General features: G+C 69.7%; 17 protein-coding genes. 10 read left to right on the top strand and 7 right to left on the bottom strand.

Going from position 1 to position 16,643, the window contains the following annotated elements; all coding sequences use genetic code 11:
• Window positions 1-37: 37 nt before the first annotated feature.
• Together ACWCOV_RS39900 and ACWCOV_RS39895 are read right to left on the bottom strand one after the other, a co-directional pair.
• Window positions 38-703 (bottom strand): glycoside hydrolase family 16 protein, encoded by a 666-nt coding sequence (locus ACWCOV_RS39900; protein ID WP_449834582.1) that lies wholly within the window; start codon window positions 701-703, stop codon window positions 38-40.
• Between the two features lie 34 nt (window positions 704-737).
• The gene (locus ACWCOV_RS39895) at window positions 738-1,580 is read right to left on the bottom strand and encodes a helix-turn-helix transcriptional regulator (RefSeq protein WP_449834581.1); all 843 of its coding nucleotides are present in this window, start codon (window positions 1,578-1,580) and stop codon (window positions 738-740) included.
• Window positions 1,581-1,682: 102 nt separating this feature from the next.
• On the opposite strand from ACWCOV_RS39895, the gene ACWCOV_RS39890 reads away from it, so the two are divergent.
• Window positions 1,683-2,408: an SDR family oxidoreductase gene (locus ACWCOV_RS39890; RefSeq protein WP_449834580.1), complete on the top strand. Its 726-nt coding sequence runs from the start codon at window positions 1,683-1,685 to the stop codon at window positions 2,406-2,408.
• A 57-nt stretch (window positions 2,409-2,465) separates the two neighbouring features.
• Here ACWCOV_RS39890 and ACWCOV_RS39885 read toward each other — a convergent pair whose 3' ends face one another.
• Complete coding sequence (locus ACWCOV_RS39885) at window positions 2,466-3,014, bottom strand: NUDIX hydrolase family protein (RefSeq protein ID WP_449834579.1); 549 nt, start codon at window positions 3,012-3,014, stop codon at window positions 2,466-2,468.
• Between the two features lie 93 nt (window positions 3,015-3,107).
• Window positions 3,108-3,752: an AraC family transcriptional regulator gene (locus tag ACWCOV_RS39880; protein ID WP_449834578.1), complete on the bottom strand. Its 645-nt coding sequence runs from the start codon at window positions 3,750-3,752 to the stop codon at window positions 3,108-3,110.
• A gap of 118 nt (window positions 3,753-3,870) precedes the next feature.
• Here ACWCOV_RS39880 and ACWCOV_RS39875 point away from each other — a divergent pair, with 118 nt between their 5' ends.
• Window positions 3,871-4,632 carry a phytanoyl-CoA dioxygenase family protein gene (locus ACWCOV_RS39875; RefSeq protein WP_449834577.1) on the top strand — a complete coding sequence of 254 codons (762 nt, stop codon included), beginning with the start codon at window positions 3,871-3,873 and terminating at the stop codon, window positions 4,630-4,632.
• Between the two features lie 31 nt (window positions 4,633-4,663).
• The gene (locus ACWCOV_RS39870) at window positions 4,664-5,896 is read left to right on the top strand and encodes an MFS transporter (protein WP_449834576.1); all 1,233 of its coding nucleotides are present in this window, start codon (window positions 4,664-4,666) and stop codon (window positions 5,894-5,896) included.
• Here ACWCOV_RS39870 and ACWCOV_RS39865 read toward each other — a convergent pair.
• Window positions 5,893-6,696 carry a hypothetical protein gene (locus tag ACWCOV_RS39865; protein ID WP_449834575.1) on the bottom strand — a complete coding sequence of 268 codons (804 nt, stop codon included), beginning with the start codon at window positions 6,694-6,696 and terminating at the stop codon, window positions 5,893-5,895. The genes ACWCOV_RS39870 and ACWCOV_RS39865 overlap by 4 nt on opposite strands.
• A 55-nt stretch (window positions 6,697-6,751) precedes the next feature.
• Between ACWCOV_RS39865 and ACWCOV_RS39860 the strand changes: the two genes are divergently transcribed.
• Window positions 6,752-7,396, top strand: coding sequence for an IclR family transcriptional regulator (locus ACWCOV_RS39860; RefSeq protein WP_360528857.1), 645 nt, complete (start codon window positions 6,752-6,754; stop codon window positions 7,394-7,396).
• Here ACWCOV_RS39860 and ACWCOV_RS39855 read toward each other — a convergent pair.
• The gene (locus ACWCOV_RS39855; protein ID WP_449834574.1) at window positions 7,393-7,863 is read right to left on the bottom strand and encodes an Lrp/AsnC family transcriptional regulator; all 471 of its coding nucleotides are present in this window, start codon (window positions 7,861-7,863) and stop codon (window positions 7,393-7,395) included. The two genes, ACWCOV_RS39860 and ACWCOV_RS39855, sit on opposite strands and share 4 nt — an antisense overlap.
• A 150-nt stretch (window positions 7,864-8,013) precedes the next feature.
• Between ACWCOV_RS39855 and hppD the strand changes: the two genes are divergently transcribed.
• The 6 genes from hppD (at window position 8,014) to ACWCOV_RS39825 (ending at window position 14,324) form a co-directional block, all read left to right on the top strand.
• Window positions 8,014-9,216, top strand: a complete 1,203-nt coding sequence (hppD, locus tag ACWCOV_RS39850; RefSeq protein WP_449834573.1) for a 4-hydroxyphenylpyruvate dioxygenase — start codon at window positions 8,014-8,016, stop codon at window positions 9,214-9,216.
• Window positions 9,217-9,464: 248 nt separating this feature from the next.
• The gene (locus ACWCOV_RS39845; RefSeq protein ID WP_449834572.1) at window positions 9,465-9,938 is read left to right on the top strand and encodes a hypothetical protein; all 474 of its coding nucleotides are present in this window, start codon (window positions 9,465-9,467) and stop codon (window positions 9,936-9,938) included.
• 230 nt (window positions 9,939-10,168) lie between these two features.
• Window positions 10,169-11,545 carry an FAD-binding oxidoreductase gene (locus ACWCOV_RS39840; protein WP_449834571.1) on the top strand — a complete coding sequence of 459 codons (1,377 nt, stop codon included), beginning with the start codon at window positions 10,169-10,171 and terminating at the stop codon, window positions 11,543-11,545.
• A gap of 141 nt (window positions 11,546-11,686) precedes the next feature.
• Entirely contained in the window at window positions 11,687-12,328 is a 642-nt protein-coding gene (locus tag ACWCOV_RS39835) for a hypothetical protein (RefSeq protein WP_449834570.1), read from the top strand.
• 6 nt (window positions 12,329-12,334) lie between these two features.
• Window positions 12,335-13,033, top strand: coding sequence for a two-component system response regulator CseB (cseB, locus tag ACWCOV_RS39830; protein ID WP_449834569.1), 699 nt, complete (start codon window positions 12,335-12,337; stop codon window positions 13,031-13,033).
• 46 nt (window positions 13,034-13,079) lie between these two features.
• On the top strand, window positions 13,080-14,324 hold the full coding sequence (locus ACWCOV_RS39825) for a HAMP domain-containing sensor histidine kinase (protein ID WP_449834568.1): 1,245 nt from the start codon (window positions 13,080-13,082) through the stop codon (window positions 14,322-14,324).
• 64 nt (window positions 14,325-14,388) lie between these two features.
• Here ACWCOV_RS39825 and ACWCOV_RS39820 read toward each other — a convergent pair.
• Window positions 14,389-16,643 (bottom strand): glycoside hydrolase family 101 beta sandwich domain-containing protein (locus tag ACWCOV_RS39820; protein WP_449834567.1); only part of this gene is annotated, 2,255 nt, incomplete at its 5' end.

The following is a 16,643-nucleotide window of genomic DNA, read 5'->3' as shown; positions in this document are numbered from 1 at the left end:
GCGTGCGGGGGCTCAGCTCGTGGTCACCCGGCCCTGGTCACTCCGGGCGGTAGACCCGGACGTGGTCGATCTCCATCGACTCGGTGGTGACCGTGGGCGGGGTCTTCGCGTAGACGAACAGGTCGAGGATCAGGGCGTCGCCGGTGCCCGAGTACGCGCCCTGGCGGCAGGTCTCCTTGCCTTCCAGGTACCAGACGGTCTCGGCGGGACCGAGCTTCTGGGTGATCGTGTGCCAGTCCGTGGTCAGGTCGGTCGGGGACTGGTAGGTGCAGCTGCCGCCGCCGTCCTGATGGTTGGTCAGGTACAGGTTGTGGTGGTTGTCGCTGTAGAACTCGTAGGTGTCCTGCTCGTTGGATCCGTTGCCGTTCCAGGTCCAGGTGGACGGCCAGAAGCCCTTCGCGGACGGGAGTTTCAGCCGGGTCTCGACAGAGTCGCCAGGCTTGACCGCGAACGAGCCCGGCGGCTCGTGCCCGCAGGCCTGGCCGGTGGTGATCAGGGCACTCGACCACTCGTAGCCAGGCTCGGGGTTGTTCTTCCGCGCGGTCATGGTCAGGATTCCGTCCCGCACCGACAGCGCGTCCCAGGTGCGCCACTCGAGCTGCTGGTTGCCCTTGTTGCCGAGGCAGCGGTCCGCCTCGGCGTTGGAGTGGATGGCCCACCTGGTCCGGTCGATCGCCGTACCGTCGAACTCGTCCGCGAACACCAGCCGGCCCGGTCGCTTGAGTCGTGCTCGGTTGTCAAGTCCGGGACATGGTCTGGGTACCGATGACGGCGAGCAGCCGGAGCGCCTCGTCGGAGGGCGATCCCGGCTCCGCGGTGTAGAGGATGACGCGCTGGTCGCGCTCGGGGACGACCAGGACCTCGCAGACCACGTCGATCCGGCCGACCTCGGGGTGGAAGATCGTCTGGCACATGCTGTGCTGCCGGGACACGTCGTGGAAGGACCAGATCTTGGCGAACTCCTCGCTGCCCGCCAGCAGGTCCGCGACCAGCTCGGCGATGCCGGGGTCGTTCGGGTAGCGGCCGGTCGCTCCGCGCAGGTCGGCCGCGGTCGCGAACGCGAAGTCGTGGGTCGCGGTCTCACCGAACCGCTCCGCCTGCCGGTCGCCGTGCAGGAACCGCAGCCGGAGCAGGTTGCGCTCCTTGACCGGCAGCGCCGAGAAGTCCGTGATCAGCGCGGCGGACAACGGGTTCCAGGCGAGCACGTCGTACTTCGCGTCGAGGACCAGGGCCGGTACGTCGAGGCGCGCGACCATCCGCAGGACGCCGACCCGGACGTCGGACGGCGGGCCCGGCGGCGGGCCGGGTTGCTCGCCGGCCAGGCGGAACAGGTGGTCGCGCTCGTCGTCGTTCAGCCGGAGCGCCCGGGCGAGCCCGGTGAGCACCGGCCGTGACGGGCGTGGGCCGCGGCCCTGCTCGAGCCGGGTGTAGTAGTCGGTGGACATGGTGGCGAGGCTCGCGACCTCCTCGCGGCGGAGCCCGGGTGTCCGCCGCCGCAGGCCCGCGGGCAGGCCGACATCGGCGGGCTTCAGCGCCTCCCGCCGTACCCGTAAGAACTCTGCGAGCTGTCCCCGGTCCATGGACCCAAGGAAACCAGGCGCCGCAAACCGTAAACAGGGACTGCCGATCCCAGGTTCGGCTCACTCTGCCTGAGTCCGGCGGGCGGCCGCAGATTGGACCGCATGAACACGAAGATCGCGCTCGTCACGGGCGCCAACAAGGGCATCGGCAAGGAGATCGCACGGCAGCTCGGCCAGGCCGGGTTCAGCGTGCTGGCAGGGTCCCGGGACCAGGCCCGGGGTGAGGCGGCGGCGAAGGAGCTGGTTGCCGAGGGCTACGAGGTGGAGGCGGTGCAGCTGGACGTGACGGACGACGCGTCGGTGCGGGCGGCGGCCGGCCGGATCGAGGCGGAGCACGGGCGGCTGGACGTGCTGGTCAACAACGCGGCGATCATCCCGGGTGGCGACGACGCGGTGTCCCGGATCGGCGGCGACGTACTGCGGGAGGCGTTCGAGGTGAACGTGTTCGGGTTGGTTGGGGTGACACAGGCCATGCTGCCGTTGCTGCGGAAGGCGGAGCAGGCTCGGGTGGTCAACATGTCGACTTCGCTGGCGTCGTTCGAGCTGGTCGGGGATCCGGAGTCGCCGTACTCGACGATGCTCATGCTGGGGTACAACGCGTCCAAGGCGGCGGTGAACATGGTGACCGTGATGCTGGCCAACGAGCTGCGCGGGAGCGGGATCCTGGTGAACGCGGCCGACCCCGGCAACTGCGCGACGGACATGGGCGGCTGGGATGCGCCGCGGACGCCGGAGCAGGGCGCGGCCGTCGCGGTCCGGCTGGCGATGCTCGGCGCGGACGGGCCGACCGGTGAGGTGCAGGCCGAGGAGGGGCGGTTGCCGTGGTGAGCGACCTCCCCGGCGGACGTCAGACCAGAGCTCCCGACGTCATGAGAGTGCCCGGCGTCAGACGAGGGCGCCGGACCAGGCGAGGGCTTGCTTGAGGAGTTGGCCGCGACCGCCTTCGAGGTCGGCGAGCAGGCTGGGCTCGAGCGCCTCCTTCGGGGTCAGCCAGGTGAGCTCGAGGGCGTCCTGGCGCGGGTTGCACTCGCCGGTCACCGGGACGACGTAGACGAGGGCGACGGCGTGCTGGCGCGGGTCGTGCAGCGGGCTGATCCCGGGCAGCGGGAAGTACTCCGCGACCGTGAACGGCACCGGGCTGACCGGCAGGCGGGGGAACGCCGCCGGGCCGAGGTCCTTCTCGATGTTCCGCAGCAGGGCGTCGCGGACCGACTCGCCGTGCAGCACGCGTCCTGACACCAGCGTCCGGGTGATCTGCCCGGCGGTCGTGGCCGACCCGCGCAGCAGTACGCCGACATGCTCGATCTGCCCGTTGGCGTCGACGCGCGCCGGGACGGCCTCGACGTACAGGATCGGAACCCGGGTGCGGGTCTCCTCGAGCGCGAACTCGGAGAGCCAGCCGGGGTTCGGGTCAGGGGTGCGAAGGGAACTCATGGTGACCATCTTTGCCCACACCCCCACCCCCCGCCCGCCCAGTCCCACCCCCGCGCGTCGCCGCAGACCTGCTCGCCCGCAACAGGTCCGGTGCTACGGGCGGAAGGTTGCGCGGTAGCTGGAGGGGCTGAGGCCGAAGGTGGAGCGGAAGCGGCGGGTTGCGTGGCTTGGGTCGTGCCAGCCGACCATCGCTCCGATGGTGGCGATCGGCAGCTCGGTCTCGATCAGCAGGCCCGCGGCGCGCTCGGCGCGGAGGCGGTTGAGATAGGCCATTGGTGAGATGCCGGCGGTCCGGCCGAACAGCCGGACCAGGTACCCGGGCGCGAGGTTCACCAGCCCCGCCAGCCGGTCCAGCGTCCACGGCTCGTCGATGCTTGCCTCCAGCAATCGCATCGCGTGCTGGACCGCTGGGTGGGCCGGCTCCGGTGACTCGCCGCCGCGAACGAGTGCGCCGGACAGCAAGCCGAACACGTCCGGACCCAGGTAGGCGTTGCGCAGCACCAGCCCGTCGCAGTCGGTGTACCCGTGCCACTCACCCGGCCGCAGGACCACGACCGAGTCGGGCTCCAGCGTGACCTCGCCGGCCGCCGAGAGGTGGATGCCGCGGCCGGCGATCACCACCGCGATCTCGAAGAACGCGTGGCTGTGCGGTGCGACGTCGGCCACCAGTTCGAGGCGTTCGCCGGCGACCGGGAGGCGCTGGTCAGCGAAGACCTCACTGCTGAGGACCTTGTGCATTGCCGACCTCCGGAGGTCAAGATCAGTCAAGTTCTGGTCAACTGCTGCCTGTCGTCGCCGTCCCGGGTGCCCGAGGCTGGAAGCACCAACCTGGCAACGGATTCCGAGGAGCCGACCGATGACAACTACCGACCCTACGACAGCCGCGCAGCTGGACGAAGAGACCATTTCGGCCTACCGCCGCGACGGCGTCGTCCGGATCCGGAACATCATCAGCGCCGACGAGGCGGCCCGGTTCCGGGACGCGGCCGCGGCGGCGAGCGGGATCGCGGCGGACAACGCGAGCGACTCGCCGATCTTCAACCAGTACGTCAACATCTGGCGGCAGGACGACGTACTGAAAGAGCTCACGCTGGACCCGCGGCTCGCGGCTGCGGCGACGGCGCTGGCCGGGGTTCCGCTGCGGCTGTGGCACGACCAGTTGCTGATCAAACCGCCGCACAACGGCGCGGCCACCGAGTTCCACCAGGACGCGCCGTACTGGCCGCACGGTGGTTCGCGGCACTCGCTGTCGGTGTGGGTGGCGCTGGTCGACGTACCGGTTGAGCGCGGGTGCATGACGTTCATCCCGGGCTCGCAGAACCACCAGGACCTGCGCCGGCAGGACCTCTCCGACCGCGACGACCTGTTCCGGGCGGCTCCCGACCTGCGCTGGGAGGAGCGGCTCACGATTCCGCTGCGGGCGGGTGACTGCACCTTCCACAACGCCTACCTGGCCCACTCCGCCACGCCGAACCTGACCGACGACCCGCGGATCGCGCACGTGGCGATCTACGTCGACGCCGAGGCGACGTACACGGGCGCGCGGCACGTCGTCACCGACGGGCTCGGGCTGACCGTGGGCGAGCCGCTCGAGCACGAACTGTTCCCTCGGGTCTGAGTATTTTCACGCCGTGACATAAGTTGTCAGGGTGCGTCTGCTCACTGACATCCGGCCGTTGAAGGAGTCGCCGGACTTCCGCCGGCTGTGGGTCGGGTCGACGGTGTCCCAGCTCGGCCAGCAGATGACCGCGGTGACGGTGTCGATCCAGGTGTACGCGCTGACGCACTCCACGTTCGCGGTCGGGCTGGTCGGGCTGTGCTCACTCGTCCCGCTGATCGTGTTCGGGTTGTACGGCGGGGCGATGGCCGACGCGATCGACCGCCGTACGCTCGCCCTCGTCTCGTCGGCCGGGCTGTGGCTTCTCTCGATGGTCCTGGTGCTGCAGTCCCAGCTGCAGTGGAACCAGACCTGGGTCCTGTACGCCGTCGTGGCCTGCCAGTCGGCGTGCTTCGCTGTCAACAACCCGGCGCGGTCGGCGATCATCCCGCGGCTGATCCGGCCGGAGTTGCTGCCGGCCGCGAACACGCTCAGTCAGGCCGCGTTCAACCTGGGCTTCACTGCCGGGCCACTGCTCGGCGCGGCGGTGATCGCCTGGCACGGGTTCGCGGCGGCGTACCTGATCGACGTGCTGACCTTCACCGCGGCGCTTTACGCGTTGTTCCGGCTGCCGTCGGTGCCGCCGACCGGGGAGGTCCGCCGGGCCGGGCTGAGTTCGGTGCTCGAGGGGTTCACCTTCCTGCGGGCGGCGCCGGCGCTGCTGGCGACGTTCCTGGCCGACATCCTGGCGATGGTGTTCGCGCAGCCCCGCGCGCTGTTCCCGGCGGTCGCGGGCGCGTTCTTCGGCGGGGGCGTCCGGACGGTCGGCCTGCTGCAGGCGGCGCCGGCGATCGGGGCGCTGCTCGGCGTGGTCTTCTCCGGCTGGGTCACCCGGGTACGGCGCCAAGGCGTGGCGATCGTGGTCGCGATCACGGTCTACGCCGCCGCGGTCGGGCTCTTCGGGCTGTCCCGCACGATCTGGCTCGGGGTCGCGCTGCTCGCGCTGTCGGGAGCGGCCGACATGGTCAGCTCGGCGTACCGGAACACCGTCCTGCAGTCGGCCGCGCCGGACGCGATGCGCGGGCGGCTGCAGGGCGTCTTCATCGTCGTGGTCGCCGGCGGGCCGCGCCTGGGTGACTTCGTCGCGGGGTCGGCGGCGTCGCTCACCACCCCGACGATCGCCCTCCTCGGCGGCGCGGCCGTCTGCATCGCCGGACTGCTGCTGCTCCTCGCCCGCAACCGCCCGTTCCGGGTCTACGACTCCAAGACCCGCGCGCTCAACTAGCCGCCGGTCACCAGCTTCTTCACGACCGTCGGCCAGGAGTCGACGTCCGGGTTGATCTGCTCCATCGGCTTGTCGTCGACGGTGACCACCTCGCGGTCGCCGAGCGGCTTCTTCAGCTTGTAGGCGGTCAGCGAGACGTTGTCCGTCTCCGGGCAGGGCTGGTTCGCGTCGATCAGGACCACGACCTTGTCCTCCTCCTCGGTGATCCGCAGGTCGGAGGCGCACTCCATCACGGTCCCGATCAGCAGGTCGGCCTCGTCGTACTTGGGCGCGTTCTGGATCCAGCGCAGGTACGTCGGCTTCTTCTTGTGCACCACCTGGTACGCCGGGACCGGTTGCGCGTTGTCCTGGATCTTCGAGCCGGTGCCGTCGCCGAAGAAGGTGCCGTAGATCATGCCGATGCACGGATCCTCGGCCGCCTCGCCGTGCACCGCGCCCCACGCCGTGGCCGCCTGGTAGCAGGCGTTCGACTCCCGGTTCAGCTGGATGTTGAAGCCGAGCAGCGCGACCGCGGCGGCGACCAGGAAGCCGGCCAGCATCCGGCGCGACTTGAGCTGCTGCGGCCCGAGCACCCCGGCCGGTGGCTGCGCCTGCTCCTGATTCCGGGCGGGATTCTGGGCTGGATTCTGGGCTGGGTTCTGGGCGGGATTCTGGGCCTGCTGCGGGTCCTCGGGGAACTGCCGGAACAGGCCCAGGATCGAGCTGGTCCACTGCGGATTGATCAGCGTCGGGATCGCGTACAGCAGGATCAGCCCGATCATCACGGCGATGGCGGGGAGGAGCGCCCAGTAATTTCGCACGGCAGCAAGATACGGGGCCATCGGGCCGTGCCCGAAAAACGGATACGCTTCGGAGGTGCCCGCAGAGACGTCCCAGACCCTCGACCGGGGACTCACCGTCCTCGAGTTGCTGGCGGACGCCCCGGACGGCCTCTCGATCACCGAGCTGGCCGCCGCCCTGGGCGTCAGCCGCACGGTGGTCTACCGGTTGGTCAACACGCTGGAGCTGCATCGGCTGGTCCGGCGTGACAGTGAAGGCCGGGCCCGGCTCGGTCTCGCGGTCCTGCACTACAGCCGGCGCGTTCAGCCCACGCTCCGTGACGCTGCATTGCCGGTCCTGCGGTCGTTGGCGGAAGACACCGGCGCCACGGCGCACCTGACTGTCGCGGATGGTGACGAAGCGCTCGCGATCGCGGTCATCGAGCCGAGCTGGACCGACTTCCACGTCTCCTACCGGATGGGGTCGCGGCACGCGCTCGACCAGGGCGCCGCGGGGAAGGCGATCCTGGCCGGCCGCCGCAAACCAGACCCGGCCGGCCGCCCGTTCGTCGTCACCTCCGGTGAGCTCCAGGCCGGCGCGCAAGGCGTGTCGTCTCCGGTTCTCGGCGTACCGGGTGTCGAAGCCTCGATCGGCGTCGTCGTCCTCGGCAAGCTCGACCGCGACTTCGTCGGCCCCCGCGTTGCCCGGGCCGCGATCGAAGTTGCCAAGCGTCTGGCCTAGTCCTCGGTCGCTGCTTCGACCAGGGGCAGGACGCGGTGCGGGATCTGCTCGGCGAGCGCGATGACCGTCGAGGCTCGCTGGATGCCGCGGACGATGACGACCTGGTCGATCACGCGCTGGAGGTCGGCGTTGGAGCGGGCGACGATCCGGCACCACAGGTCCTCGGCACCGGTGATCGTGTGGACCTCGAGGACCTCCGGGATGCGGGCCAGCGCTTCGGCGACCGTGGTGTGGCCGGAGCCCTGCTCGATCTGGAGAGTGGCGAACGCGGTCACCGGGTAGCCGATCGCGGCGGTGTCGATGTCCGGACCCCAGCCGCGGACGACGCCGTCGCGTTGCAACCGGTCCAGCCGGGCCTGCACCGTGCCGCGCGCGACACCGAGCCGCCGCGACGCCTCCAGCACGCCGACCCGCGGCTCGGCCGCGAACAGCGCCAGGATCCGGGCATCCAGCGCGTCCACCGACATGACTTGCCTCCCGCAGTGGTCACCCTGACCAAATAGTCCAGCAACATCCGCACAATACTGCACAACCTGCCCAACAAAACAAGGATGTGTTGCGCAACCTGCCCCGCCCGACCAGGCTCAGCGGCACGAACCCGAACCGGGAGGACCACGATGACCAGCACCGACCTCACCCCCGCAGAGCTCGACGCCGATCTCGACCTCGACCAGTTGAAGCAGCTCGTCGGCCTGGTGCCGTACGACGAGAGCACCGACCCGTTCCCCGTGCACGCGATGGACGCCGTGGTGTTCGTGGTCGGCAACGCCACCCAGACCGCGAAGTACTACCAGCTCGCGTTCGGGATGGACCTGGTCGCGTACTCCGGCCCGGAGACCGGCGACCGGGACAGCAAGGCGTACGTGCTCAAGGCCGGCTCGGCCCGCTTCGTCATCACCGGCGGGGTCAGCCCGAAGAGCCCGCTGCTCGACCACCACCGCCGGCACGGCGACGGCGTGGCCGACCTGGCGCTCGAGGTCCCGGACGTCGACAAGTGCATCGAGCACGCCCGCAAGCAGGGCGCCGTCGTCCTCGAGGAGCCGAACGACGTCACCGACGAGCACGGCACCATCCGCCGGGCCGCGATCGCGGCGTACGGCGACACCCGGCACACGCTGATCGACCGCAGCAGGTACTCCGGCCCGTACCTGCCCGGGTTCGTTGCCGCCACCACCCAGGTGACCCGGCCGGAGGGGCACCCGAAGCGGCTGTTCCAGGCCGTCGACCACGTGGTCGGGAACGTCGAGCTCGGCAAGATGGACGAGTGGGTCGGGTTCTACAACAAGGTGATGGGCTTCGTGAACATGGCGGAGTTCATCGGCGACGACATCGCCACCGACTACTCCGCGCTGATGAGCAAGGTGGTGGCCAACGGCAATCACCGGGTCAAGTTCCCGCTGAACGAGCCGGCCATCGCGAAGAAGAAGTCGCAGATCGACGAGTTCCTGGAGTTCTACGACGGCGCCGGCGCCCAGCACATCGCGCTCGCCACCAACGACATCCTGCGCACCGTCGACATCATGCGGGCCAACGGCGTCGAGTTCCTGAACACGCCGGACTCCTACTACGACGACCCGGAGCTGCGGGCCCGGATCGGCAAGGTCCGGGTGCCGATCGAGGAGCTGAAGGGCCGCGGCATCCTGGTCGACCGGGACGAGGACGGCTACCTGCTGCAGATCTTCACCAAGCCGATCGGCGACCGGCCGACGGTGTTCTACGAGCTGATCGAGCGGCACGGCTCGCTGGGCTTCGGCAAGGGCAACTTCAAGGCCCTCTTCGAGGCGATCGAGCGCGAACAAGAGCGACGCGGCAACCTCTGAGCCCCAACCCGTTTCAGCGGATATCCCCGTGAGTTGTGGGTTCTCCCCTCGTCTGCGAGGGGAGAACCCACGAGTGCGGGGGAGATCCCCTCGTGGGGTGTGGGTGGTTAAGCGGTTACCTGTTGCCAAATGCAACTTACTACGGCGTGTCGCCGTCCGATTACCGGAATGACTGTCAAGGCAGGTGCTGTTCGCGTAGTGTGCCCGGTGAGTGTGCGTCGGGGCGTACATTCAGGAAGGGTTTCGTCATGAAGACACTGGGCATTCTGCTCAGCACTGCGGGCCTGGCCGGGGTGGGCGCGATCGCGTTCGCCGCGACGCCGGCCCAGGCGGCCGAAGCCGCCGCCTGCTCGGGCGCCAGGTCGATCGCGTCGGCGCCGATGCTGCGGGACAACAAGCCACCCAGTTGGGGCACGGTCCGGCTGGTCCGGGACAGCTGCTACCAGTACTGGGCCGAGGTCACGATGGCGTCGCCGATGCCGGCCAACGCGAAGGCCAACGCCTACCTGGTCCAGTACGGCGGTGGCAGCGCCGGCCGCGTGCTCAGCTGTGACAGCAGCGGCGGCAACGGGGCGGTGGTGAAGGGCCAGCGGACCTGCCGGACGCCGAAGGTGAAGGCGACCGCGGGCAGCATCACCTTCGTCGCGGTCGGCCGCGAGTTCCACAACTACGGCGGTGGCTACGAGGAGATCTCCGAGAACTCCACCTCCCGGACCCGCTGACCGGCCGTCCTGATCCGGACATCGGCCACCTGCGCGCAACTGCTCGGTAATCACGAGTGCCCCGCGCCGGATGTCCCTGGCGCCTGCGGCGCCCAGGCACGCACCTCACGGCACTTGCCCAGCGCCCGCGATGCTCCGCATCGAGGCCACTGCTCAAGCATCGCGATGCACGCACCTGAACACCGCAATCACTCAAGCGACATCCGGCGCGGGGCACTAGGCTCAAACCTATGAGTGACGTCGTCGAGCAGTTGCGGCACGCGTTGCCCGCCGAGGCCCTGGTGACGGACCCGGACCGGATGGAGAGTTTCCGGTACGACCGGGCGATGTTCTGCCCGGCCGGGATGCCGGTCGCCGTCGTCCTGGCCAGGGAGACCGCGCACGTGCAGGCCGCCGTACGGATCGCGTCCGAGGCCGGTGTGCCCGTGGTGCCGCAGGGCGCGCGGTCGGGGCTGTCCGGCGCCGCCAACGCGCTCGACGGCTGCATCGTGATCTCGCTGGAGAAGATGGACCGGATCCTCGAGATCGAGCCGGTCGACCGGTACGTCGTCACCCAGCCGGGTGTCTACAACGCCGTGCTGTCCCGGGCGGTCGAGGAGCAGGGGCTGTTCTACCCGCCGGACCCGTCCAGCTGGGAGTTCTGCTCGATCGGCGGCAACCTGTCCACGAACTCCGGTGGCCTGTGCTGCGTGAAGTACGGCGTGACGACGGACTACGTGCTCGGCCTCGAAGTCGTCCTCGCGGACGGGCGGGTGCTGCGGACCGGACGCCGTACCGTCAAGGGCGTCGCCGGGTACGACCTGGCCAAGCTGCTCGTCGGCAGCGAGGGCACGCTCGGCATCATCACCGAGGCGACGCTCGCGTTGCGCCCGCTGGCCGCCCGGCCGCGGACGATGGCGGCGCTGTTCGACTCCGGTGTCGCGGCCGGCCAGGCGATCACCGAGATCATCCGCAGCGGCGTGTCGCTGAGCCTGCTGGAGATCATGGACCGGACCACGATCGCCGCGGTGAACGCGTACAAGCGGATGGACCTGCCGACCGAGGCGGCCGCGATGCTGCTGGCCCAGTCGGACGCGGGCGGTGAGGCGGGTGTCGCCGACGTCGCGACGGTGGCCAAGCTGTGCCGCGAGCACGGCGCGATCGAGTGCCTGGAAGCCGAGGACCCCGCCGAGGGCGAGTTGTTGCTGGAAGCCCGGCGGGCCGCGCTGCTCGCGCTGGACCAGCTCGGTACGACGATGATCGACGACGTCTGCGTGCCGCGCTCCCGGCTGGCCGAGTTCATCGGCCGGACCGAGGCGCTCGCGAAGGAGCTCGACATCACTGTCGGTGTGCTCGGTCATGCCGGGGACGGCAACATGCACCCGACCGTGGTCTTCGACCCGACCGATCCCGGCCAGGCCGAGCGGGCGCAGCAGGCGTTCGACCGGATCATGGAGATCGGGCTCGAGCTCGGTGGCACGATCACCGGCGAGCACGGGGTGGGCGTGCTCAAGCGGACCTGGCTGGCCGAGGAGATCGGCCCGGTCGCGCTCGACGTGCACCGGGCGATCAAGAACGCGCTGGACCCGAAGAACATCCTGAACCCGGGCAAGGTGGTGGCCGAGTAGGGCCGCTGTGACCCAACCGCAATGGAACTGCCGAGGCCATTCGACGTCCATGGCCGCCGAATGTGACGTCCGGCCAGCACTATGGAAGGTAGTTGTCTGAATCTCCCGGGGGAATCGATGAGGCAGGGTAGGAGGCGCCCTATGCGCATGTGGCGAGCCGGGCGCGCCTCAGCCGGCGCCTGTCGCCGTACCCTGCTGACCGCGGTCGTGACCGCGTCCGCCCTGGTTGGGCTGTCCGCCTGCGGCAACGGCGGCGGCCTGCGGGTCGAGGGGGCCGACGCGCCGGCCACCAGCGCGGCTCCCTCCGGCAGCCCCTCGGTGATGGGTGAGGGGATCGCTCCGGAGACCGCCCGGACCCCCGAAGCGGCCCTCGACCTGGCTCAGGTACGGGTCGAACTGCTGGCGGATCCGCGGCTGCCGGACATCGCCCGGCGGGTGCTGGTGAATTGCACGGTGATTTCGCGTTGCCTGAGCAGGGGTAAGTCCGTTGATGTTATGCACAGCGGAACGCCTCAGCAGATCGTCCTGATCCACACCATCGAGAACTTCGTCTTCGGTATCTTCCTGATCGCGCTCGAACCGGCCGGTCCGCGGCCGATTTGGAGTCTGAAGGTCGAACAGCCGACGGTCAACGCCAGCCCGCAGGGCGACCTGGTGGTCGAGTCGAAGATCTACACGCTCGACGACAAGGTCTGCTGCCCGTCGGGACGGCGGGTCGAGGTGTACCGCTGGAACGGCCGGCAGATGATCAAGGTGAGCTCGACGGACAACAAGGGAGACTGAAGTTCGGTGGTACCGGAAGAACCGGCAGCGCGCATCCTGATGGTCGAGGACGACGCGGTGATCCGTGAGGCAACCCAGTTGACCCTCGAGCGGCACGGCTACGACGTCACCACGGCCGAGGACGGCCTGGAGGCGATCGAGCGGTTCGAGAAGATCCACCCGGACGTCGTGATGCTCGACATCATGCTGCCCGGGCTGGACGGCATCTCGGTGTGCCGCCGGATCCGCGAGACCAGCACCGTCCCGATCGTGATGGTGTCCGCCCGCGGCGACGCGCTGGACGTCGTACTCGGGCTGGAAGCGGGTGCGGACGACTACGTGACCAAGCCGTTCGACACCCAGGTCCTGGTGGCCCGGCTGCGCGCGGTAATGCGGCGGGCGGTGTCCGACCCGGAGCGGCCGGCGCCGACAGCCGGGTCCGGCGTGGAGTCGTTCGGCGACCTGGAGCTGGACCGGGAGGCGCTGGAGGTACGGCGCGGCGGCTCGACCGTCCAGCTCACGCCGACCGAGCTCAAGCTGCTGATCGAGTTCGCCAACAACCCCGGCGTCGTGCTCAGCCGGTCGACCCTGCTGCAGCGGGTCTGGGACTACGAGTGGGGCGGCGACGGCCGGCTGGTCGACGTCCACCTGCAGCGGCTGCGAACCAAGATCGGCGCGGACCGCATCGAAACAGTCCGCGGATTCGGTTACAAGCTCCGGGCGTAGATAGTGTCCTCCGGAGGCACATCGACCTCGGACGGAAGGCACTGACGTGGGACTGCGCGGGAAGCTCGGTCTGATCTTCCTGCTGGTCTCCTCGCTCGCGATCCTGGTGCTCTGCGTCGCGGTCTACACCCAGGCCCAGTCGGCCCGGCTGGACCGGACGCGGAGCTTCGCCGACGAGCGGATCCAGCTTGCCGCATCCGCCTACGACCGCGACGGCGTGCCGGTGTTCGGGTCCAAGCTGGATGACCCGGACCTGCCGCCGCAGTTGCGGGACGCGGTGCTGGAGGGCAAGCGGGCGACGTTCAAGACCGGCTCGCCGAACGCGAAGATGTGGGCCGCGGTCGGGGTCAAGGACGGCAAGATCCTGTCGATCGTGCAGGACTACGACACCAGCGACGACTCGATGAACGCGCTCCGGCAGGCGCTTCTGCTGGGCGGGATCGGCACCGTCGGGCTGGTGGCGCTGGTCAGCGTGATCCTGGCCGGCAGCCTGTCCAAGCGGATCGTCGCGGTCGCCGGGACGGCGCGCCGGATCGCGGCCGGCGACCTCGACGCGTCGGCGGCCGAGGCGGTCGGCAAGGGCAAGGACGAGGTGCAGTCGCTCGCGACCGCCCTGGACACGATGGCCAGCTCGTTGCGCGGTCAGCTGGAGGCGGAGCGCCGGTTCACCGCGGACGTCGCGCACGACCTGCGTACGCCGGTCACCGGGCTGACCACCGCCGCCGAGCTGCTGCCACCCGGCCGCCCGAGTGAACTGGTCCGGGACCGGGCCAAGGTGCTGCGCCGGCTGGTCGAGGACCTGCTCGAGATCGCCCGGTTCGACTCGGGTGTCGAGCAGGCCGACCTGGAGCTGGTCGGGCTGGGCGCCTTCGTCGGGTCGGCGGTCGGCCGGTTGCGGATGCAGCAGTCGCTCGCCCCGGACAGTGTCGTGGTCCACCAGAACGGATCGGACGTCACGGTGTCCACCGACTCGCGCCGGATCGAGCGGATCCTGGCCAACCTGATCGTCAACGGGTTGCGGCACGGCAAGCCGCCGATCGAGGTCACGGTGTCCGGCCGGACCGTCGAGGTGGTTGACCACGGCAACGGTTACCCGGAGGAGCTGATTGCCGAGGGCCCGCGCCGGTTCCGGTCCGGGATGGCCGAGCGCGGCGTCGGCCACGGCCTCGGCCTGACCATCGCCGCCGGTCACGCCAAGGTCCTCGGCGCCGAGCTGACCTTCGGCACCGCCCCCGGCGGCGGCGCCCTGGCCCGCCTGGTCCTCCCGTCCGAACCTGAGACGCAGTCTTGACACAACTTCACAGCGAACGGCGCCACTTCCCCAAGGGGCGGGGAAGTGGCGCCGTTGCGTTGTTCTAGCGCGTGCCGTAGACGTTCAGCTCGGCGGCCGAGCCGAAGACCGCGCCGTTCAGCGAGCTCGTGCCGACGAACTTCACGTACCGGCCGGGCTTGGCGGTGAAGGCGAGCCGCTGGTTGGCCGTCGAGTTCGGGAACTCGCCGGTCGCGACCGGTGTGCCCCAGTTCTGGCCGTCGGCGCTGACGTAGAGCTCGTAGCCCTTGAACATCCCGTTCGTCCCGCTCTGCCGCGGCAGGTAGCCGAACCCGTCCACCTGGTACGTCGATCCGAGGTCGAGCGTGATGTGGTGCGGGAACCCGGCCGGCGGCGAGACCTGGGACCAGGCGGAATGCCAGAGCGTGCTGGGGTTTCCGTCCAGAGCCTCGGTCGCGGCGCCACCGGTGGCGACGTCCTCACTGCTCACGTCGGCCACCGTGATCCGGGACTGCGGCACGATCCCCGGCGGCAGCACGGTCGCCTCCGCGGTCGTGGTCGCCCGGCCACCTGTTGCCGTCAGCACGTACTTGCCTTCCGGCGTGCCGGCCGGGGGCGTGACGTCCCACTTCGTCGTCACACTGGCGCCCGGGGCGACAGTCGCGTGCGTGGCCGGAGTCGTCGCCGCGACGGTCCAGCCGTCCGGAGCGGTCAGGCCCAGCGTGATGTCATTGGCGGCCACCACGTCGTTGTTGGTGAACGTGGTGACGAGGGTGTTCGCCTCGCCGGACACCAGGCCGGTCACGCCGGTCAGCGCGATCGACGTGCAGTCGGCCGGCTCGGACGTCGTACCCAGGTCGGTGACGGCGAAGTCGTCCATGATGAAGTCGGCCTGGTCGCCACCACCGGACAGCTTGCGCAGGCCGACCCAGTAGTCGCCGCCGCAACCGGCCACGAACTCCTGGCTGAAGGTCGCCTTGGTCCGCTGCTCACCGATCGGGGTCGCCTTTACTTCCACCGGGTCCGGACGGTCCACACCCTGGACCCAGGCGTACTGCCCGGCGCGACCGCTCGCGTAGTCGAAGCTGACCTTGTACTTGTGACCGGGCTCGAAGTTCACCGTCCACGGCGTGGTGCGGTAGACGAGGCCTGCGTTCTCTTCGTGGGACTTGAGTGACCACTCGCCGTCGAGGACGTCGTCGACGAGCTTCCCGTTCCAGCCTGCCTGCGTGTACGGCGCGTGCTTCTTCGCGAGGCTCGTCCGCGGGTCGGTGACACCGCCGGAATCGCCCTTCACGAACGGGCCCCAGCCCTGATCGACGTTCTCGAAGTCGTCGACCAGGCCTGCCGCGGGACGCTTGGTCTCCACCACGCGGACGTCGTCGACCCGGACCTTGGCGGCGCCGGCCGCTGCTCCGATCGTCAGTTGAGCGCTGGTGCCCTTGGCGGTGAACACCACCCGGACGCGCTGGTAGTACGCGTCGTGCTTGTCGTCCGAGGCAACCATGTTCTGGGCGGTCGAGCGGGTGATGGTGTTCTTGACGCCGTCGACCGTGAGGGTGGTCGGCCGGGACTTGCCGGGCTCGACCTCGATCCAGGCGGAGGCGCTGTAGGTGCGGCCGGGGGTGAGGCCGGTGATGCGCTGCCGCAACGACGAGGACTTGGCGCCGAGACTCGCGACGTGCTGGCCGCTTGGCAGCCGGTCGATCGTCGCGCCGCCGGTGGCGTCCCAGGCCTGCAGGTTGCCTGCGTTGAAGCCCGGGTCCATCAGGTGCGAGCCTTCACCCCAGTTCGCCGGAGTCGGCGTCGGCGCGGCGTCCGGGTAGAGGACGTAGGGCTGGCCGGCGGTGGCGTCGAGGGTGACGGTGCCGTTGCGGACCGGGGCGGTCGTGACCTTGACCCGGCCGGTGTCGGTCAGCTTGTACACCGACAACTTCGAGACGCCGTTGAACGCTGCCGGGAGCTGCCAGGTCGTGCGGCCGCCGGCCGGGTTGTAGTGGTACAGCTTCTTGTTGCCGTCCCACGGCAGCAGGTACTTGTCGCCGTCGAGCACCTTCGCGGTTCCGGCGTACACGGTCCGCTTGCCGTTCTCGACCGTGCCGCGGACGCCGCCGGTGAAGGCGATGCCGTCGGCGTTCCAGTCGGTGATCTGCTGCTGCTGGAGGTACTTGGCCGGCAGGTTCTTCTGCCAGATGTTAGCGTAGAACGCGTTCCAGTCGGTCTCGCCGGTCCAGCCCTCGAACTCGACCAGGCTGGTCTGGCCGAGGATCGGGTCGTTGTTCCAGACGTCCTTCTCGTGGTTGCGGACGAACCGGATGATCTTCGAGTTCAGGCCCTTGT

This window comes from Kribbella sp. NPDC002412 (assembly GCF_053592935.1).
This window is presented reverse-complemented; position numbering and strand designations above follow the sequence as displayed.

Excerpts from the sequence above, each read along its gene's own strand:
- ACWCOV_RS39885 (WP_449834579.1), bottom strand. The coding sequence starts at position 3,014 with ATGAGTTCCCTTCGCACCCCTGACCCGAACCCCGGCTGGCTCTCCGAG.
- hppD (WP_449834573.1), top strand. The coding sequence starts at position 8,014 with ATGACCAGCACCGACCTCACCCCCGCAGAGCTCGACGCCGATCTCGAC.
- ACWCOV_RS39835 (WP_449834570.1), top strand. The coding sequence starts at position 11,687 with ATGCGCATGTGGCGAGCCGGGCGCGCCTCAGCCGGCGCCTGTCGCCGT.
- ACWCOV_RS39880 (WP_449834578.1), bottom strand. The coding sequence starts at position 3,752 with ATGCACAAGGTCCTCAGCAGTGAGGTCTTCGCTGACCAGCGCCTCCCG.
- ACWCOV_RS39875 (WP_449834577.1), top strand. The coding sequence starts at position 3,871 with ATGACAACTACCGACCCTACGACAGCCGCGCAGCTGGACGAAGAGACC.
- ACWCOV_RS39890 (WP_449834580.1), top strand. The coding sequence starts at position 1,683 with ATGAACACGAAGATCGCGCTCGTCACGGGCGCCAACAAGGGCATCGGC.
- ACWCOV_RS39855 (WP_449834574.1), bottom strand. The coding sequence starts at position 7,863 with ATGTCGGTGGACGCGCTGGATGCCCGGATCCTGGCGCTGTTCGCGGCC.
- ACWCOV_RS39840 (WP_449834571.1), top strand. The coding sequence starts at position 10,169 with ATGAGTGACGTCGTCGAGCAGTTGCGGCACGCGTTGCCCGCCGAGGCC.
- ACWCOV_RS39895 (WP_449834581.1), bottom strand. The coding sequence starts at position 1,580 with ATGGACCGGGGACAGCTCGCAGAGTTCTTACGGGTACGGCGGGAGGCG.
- ACWCOV_RS39845 (WP_449834572.1), top strand. The coding sequence starts at position 9,465 with ATGAAGACACTGGGCATTCTGCTCAGCACTGCGGGCCTGGCCGGGGTG.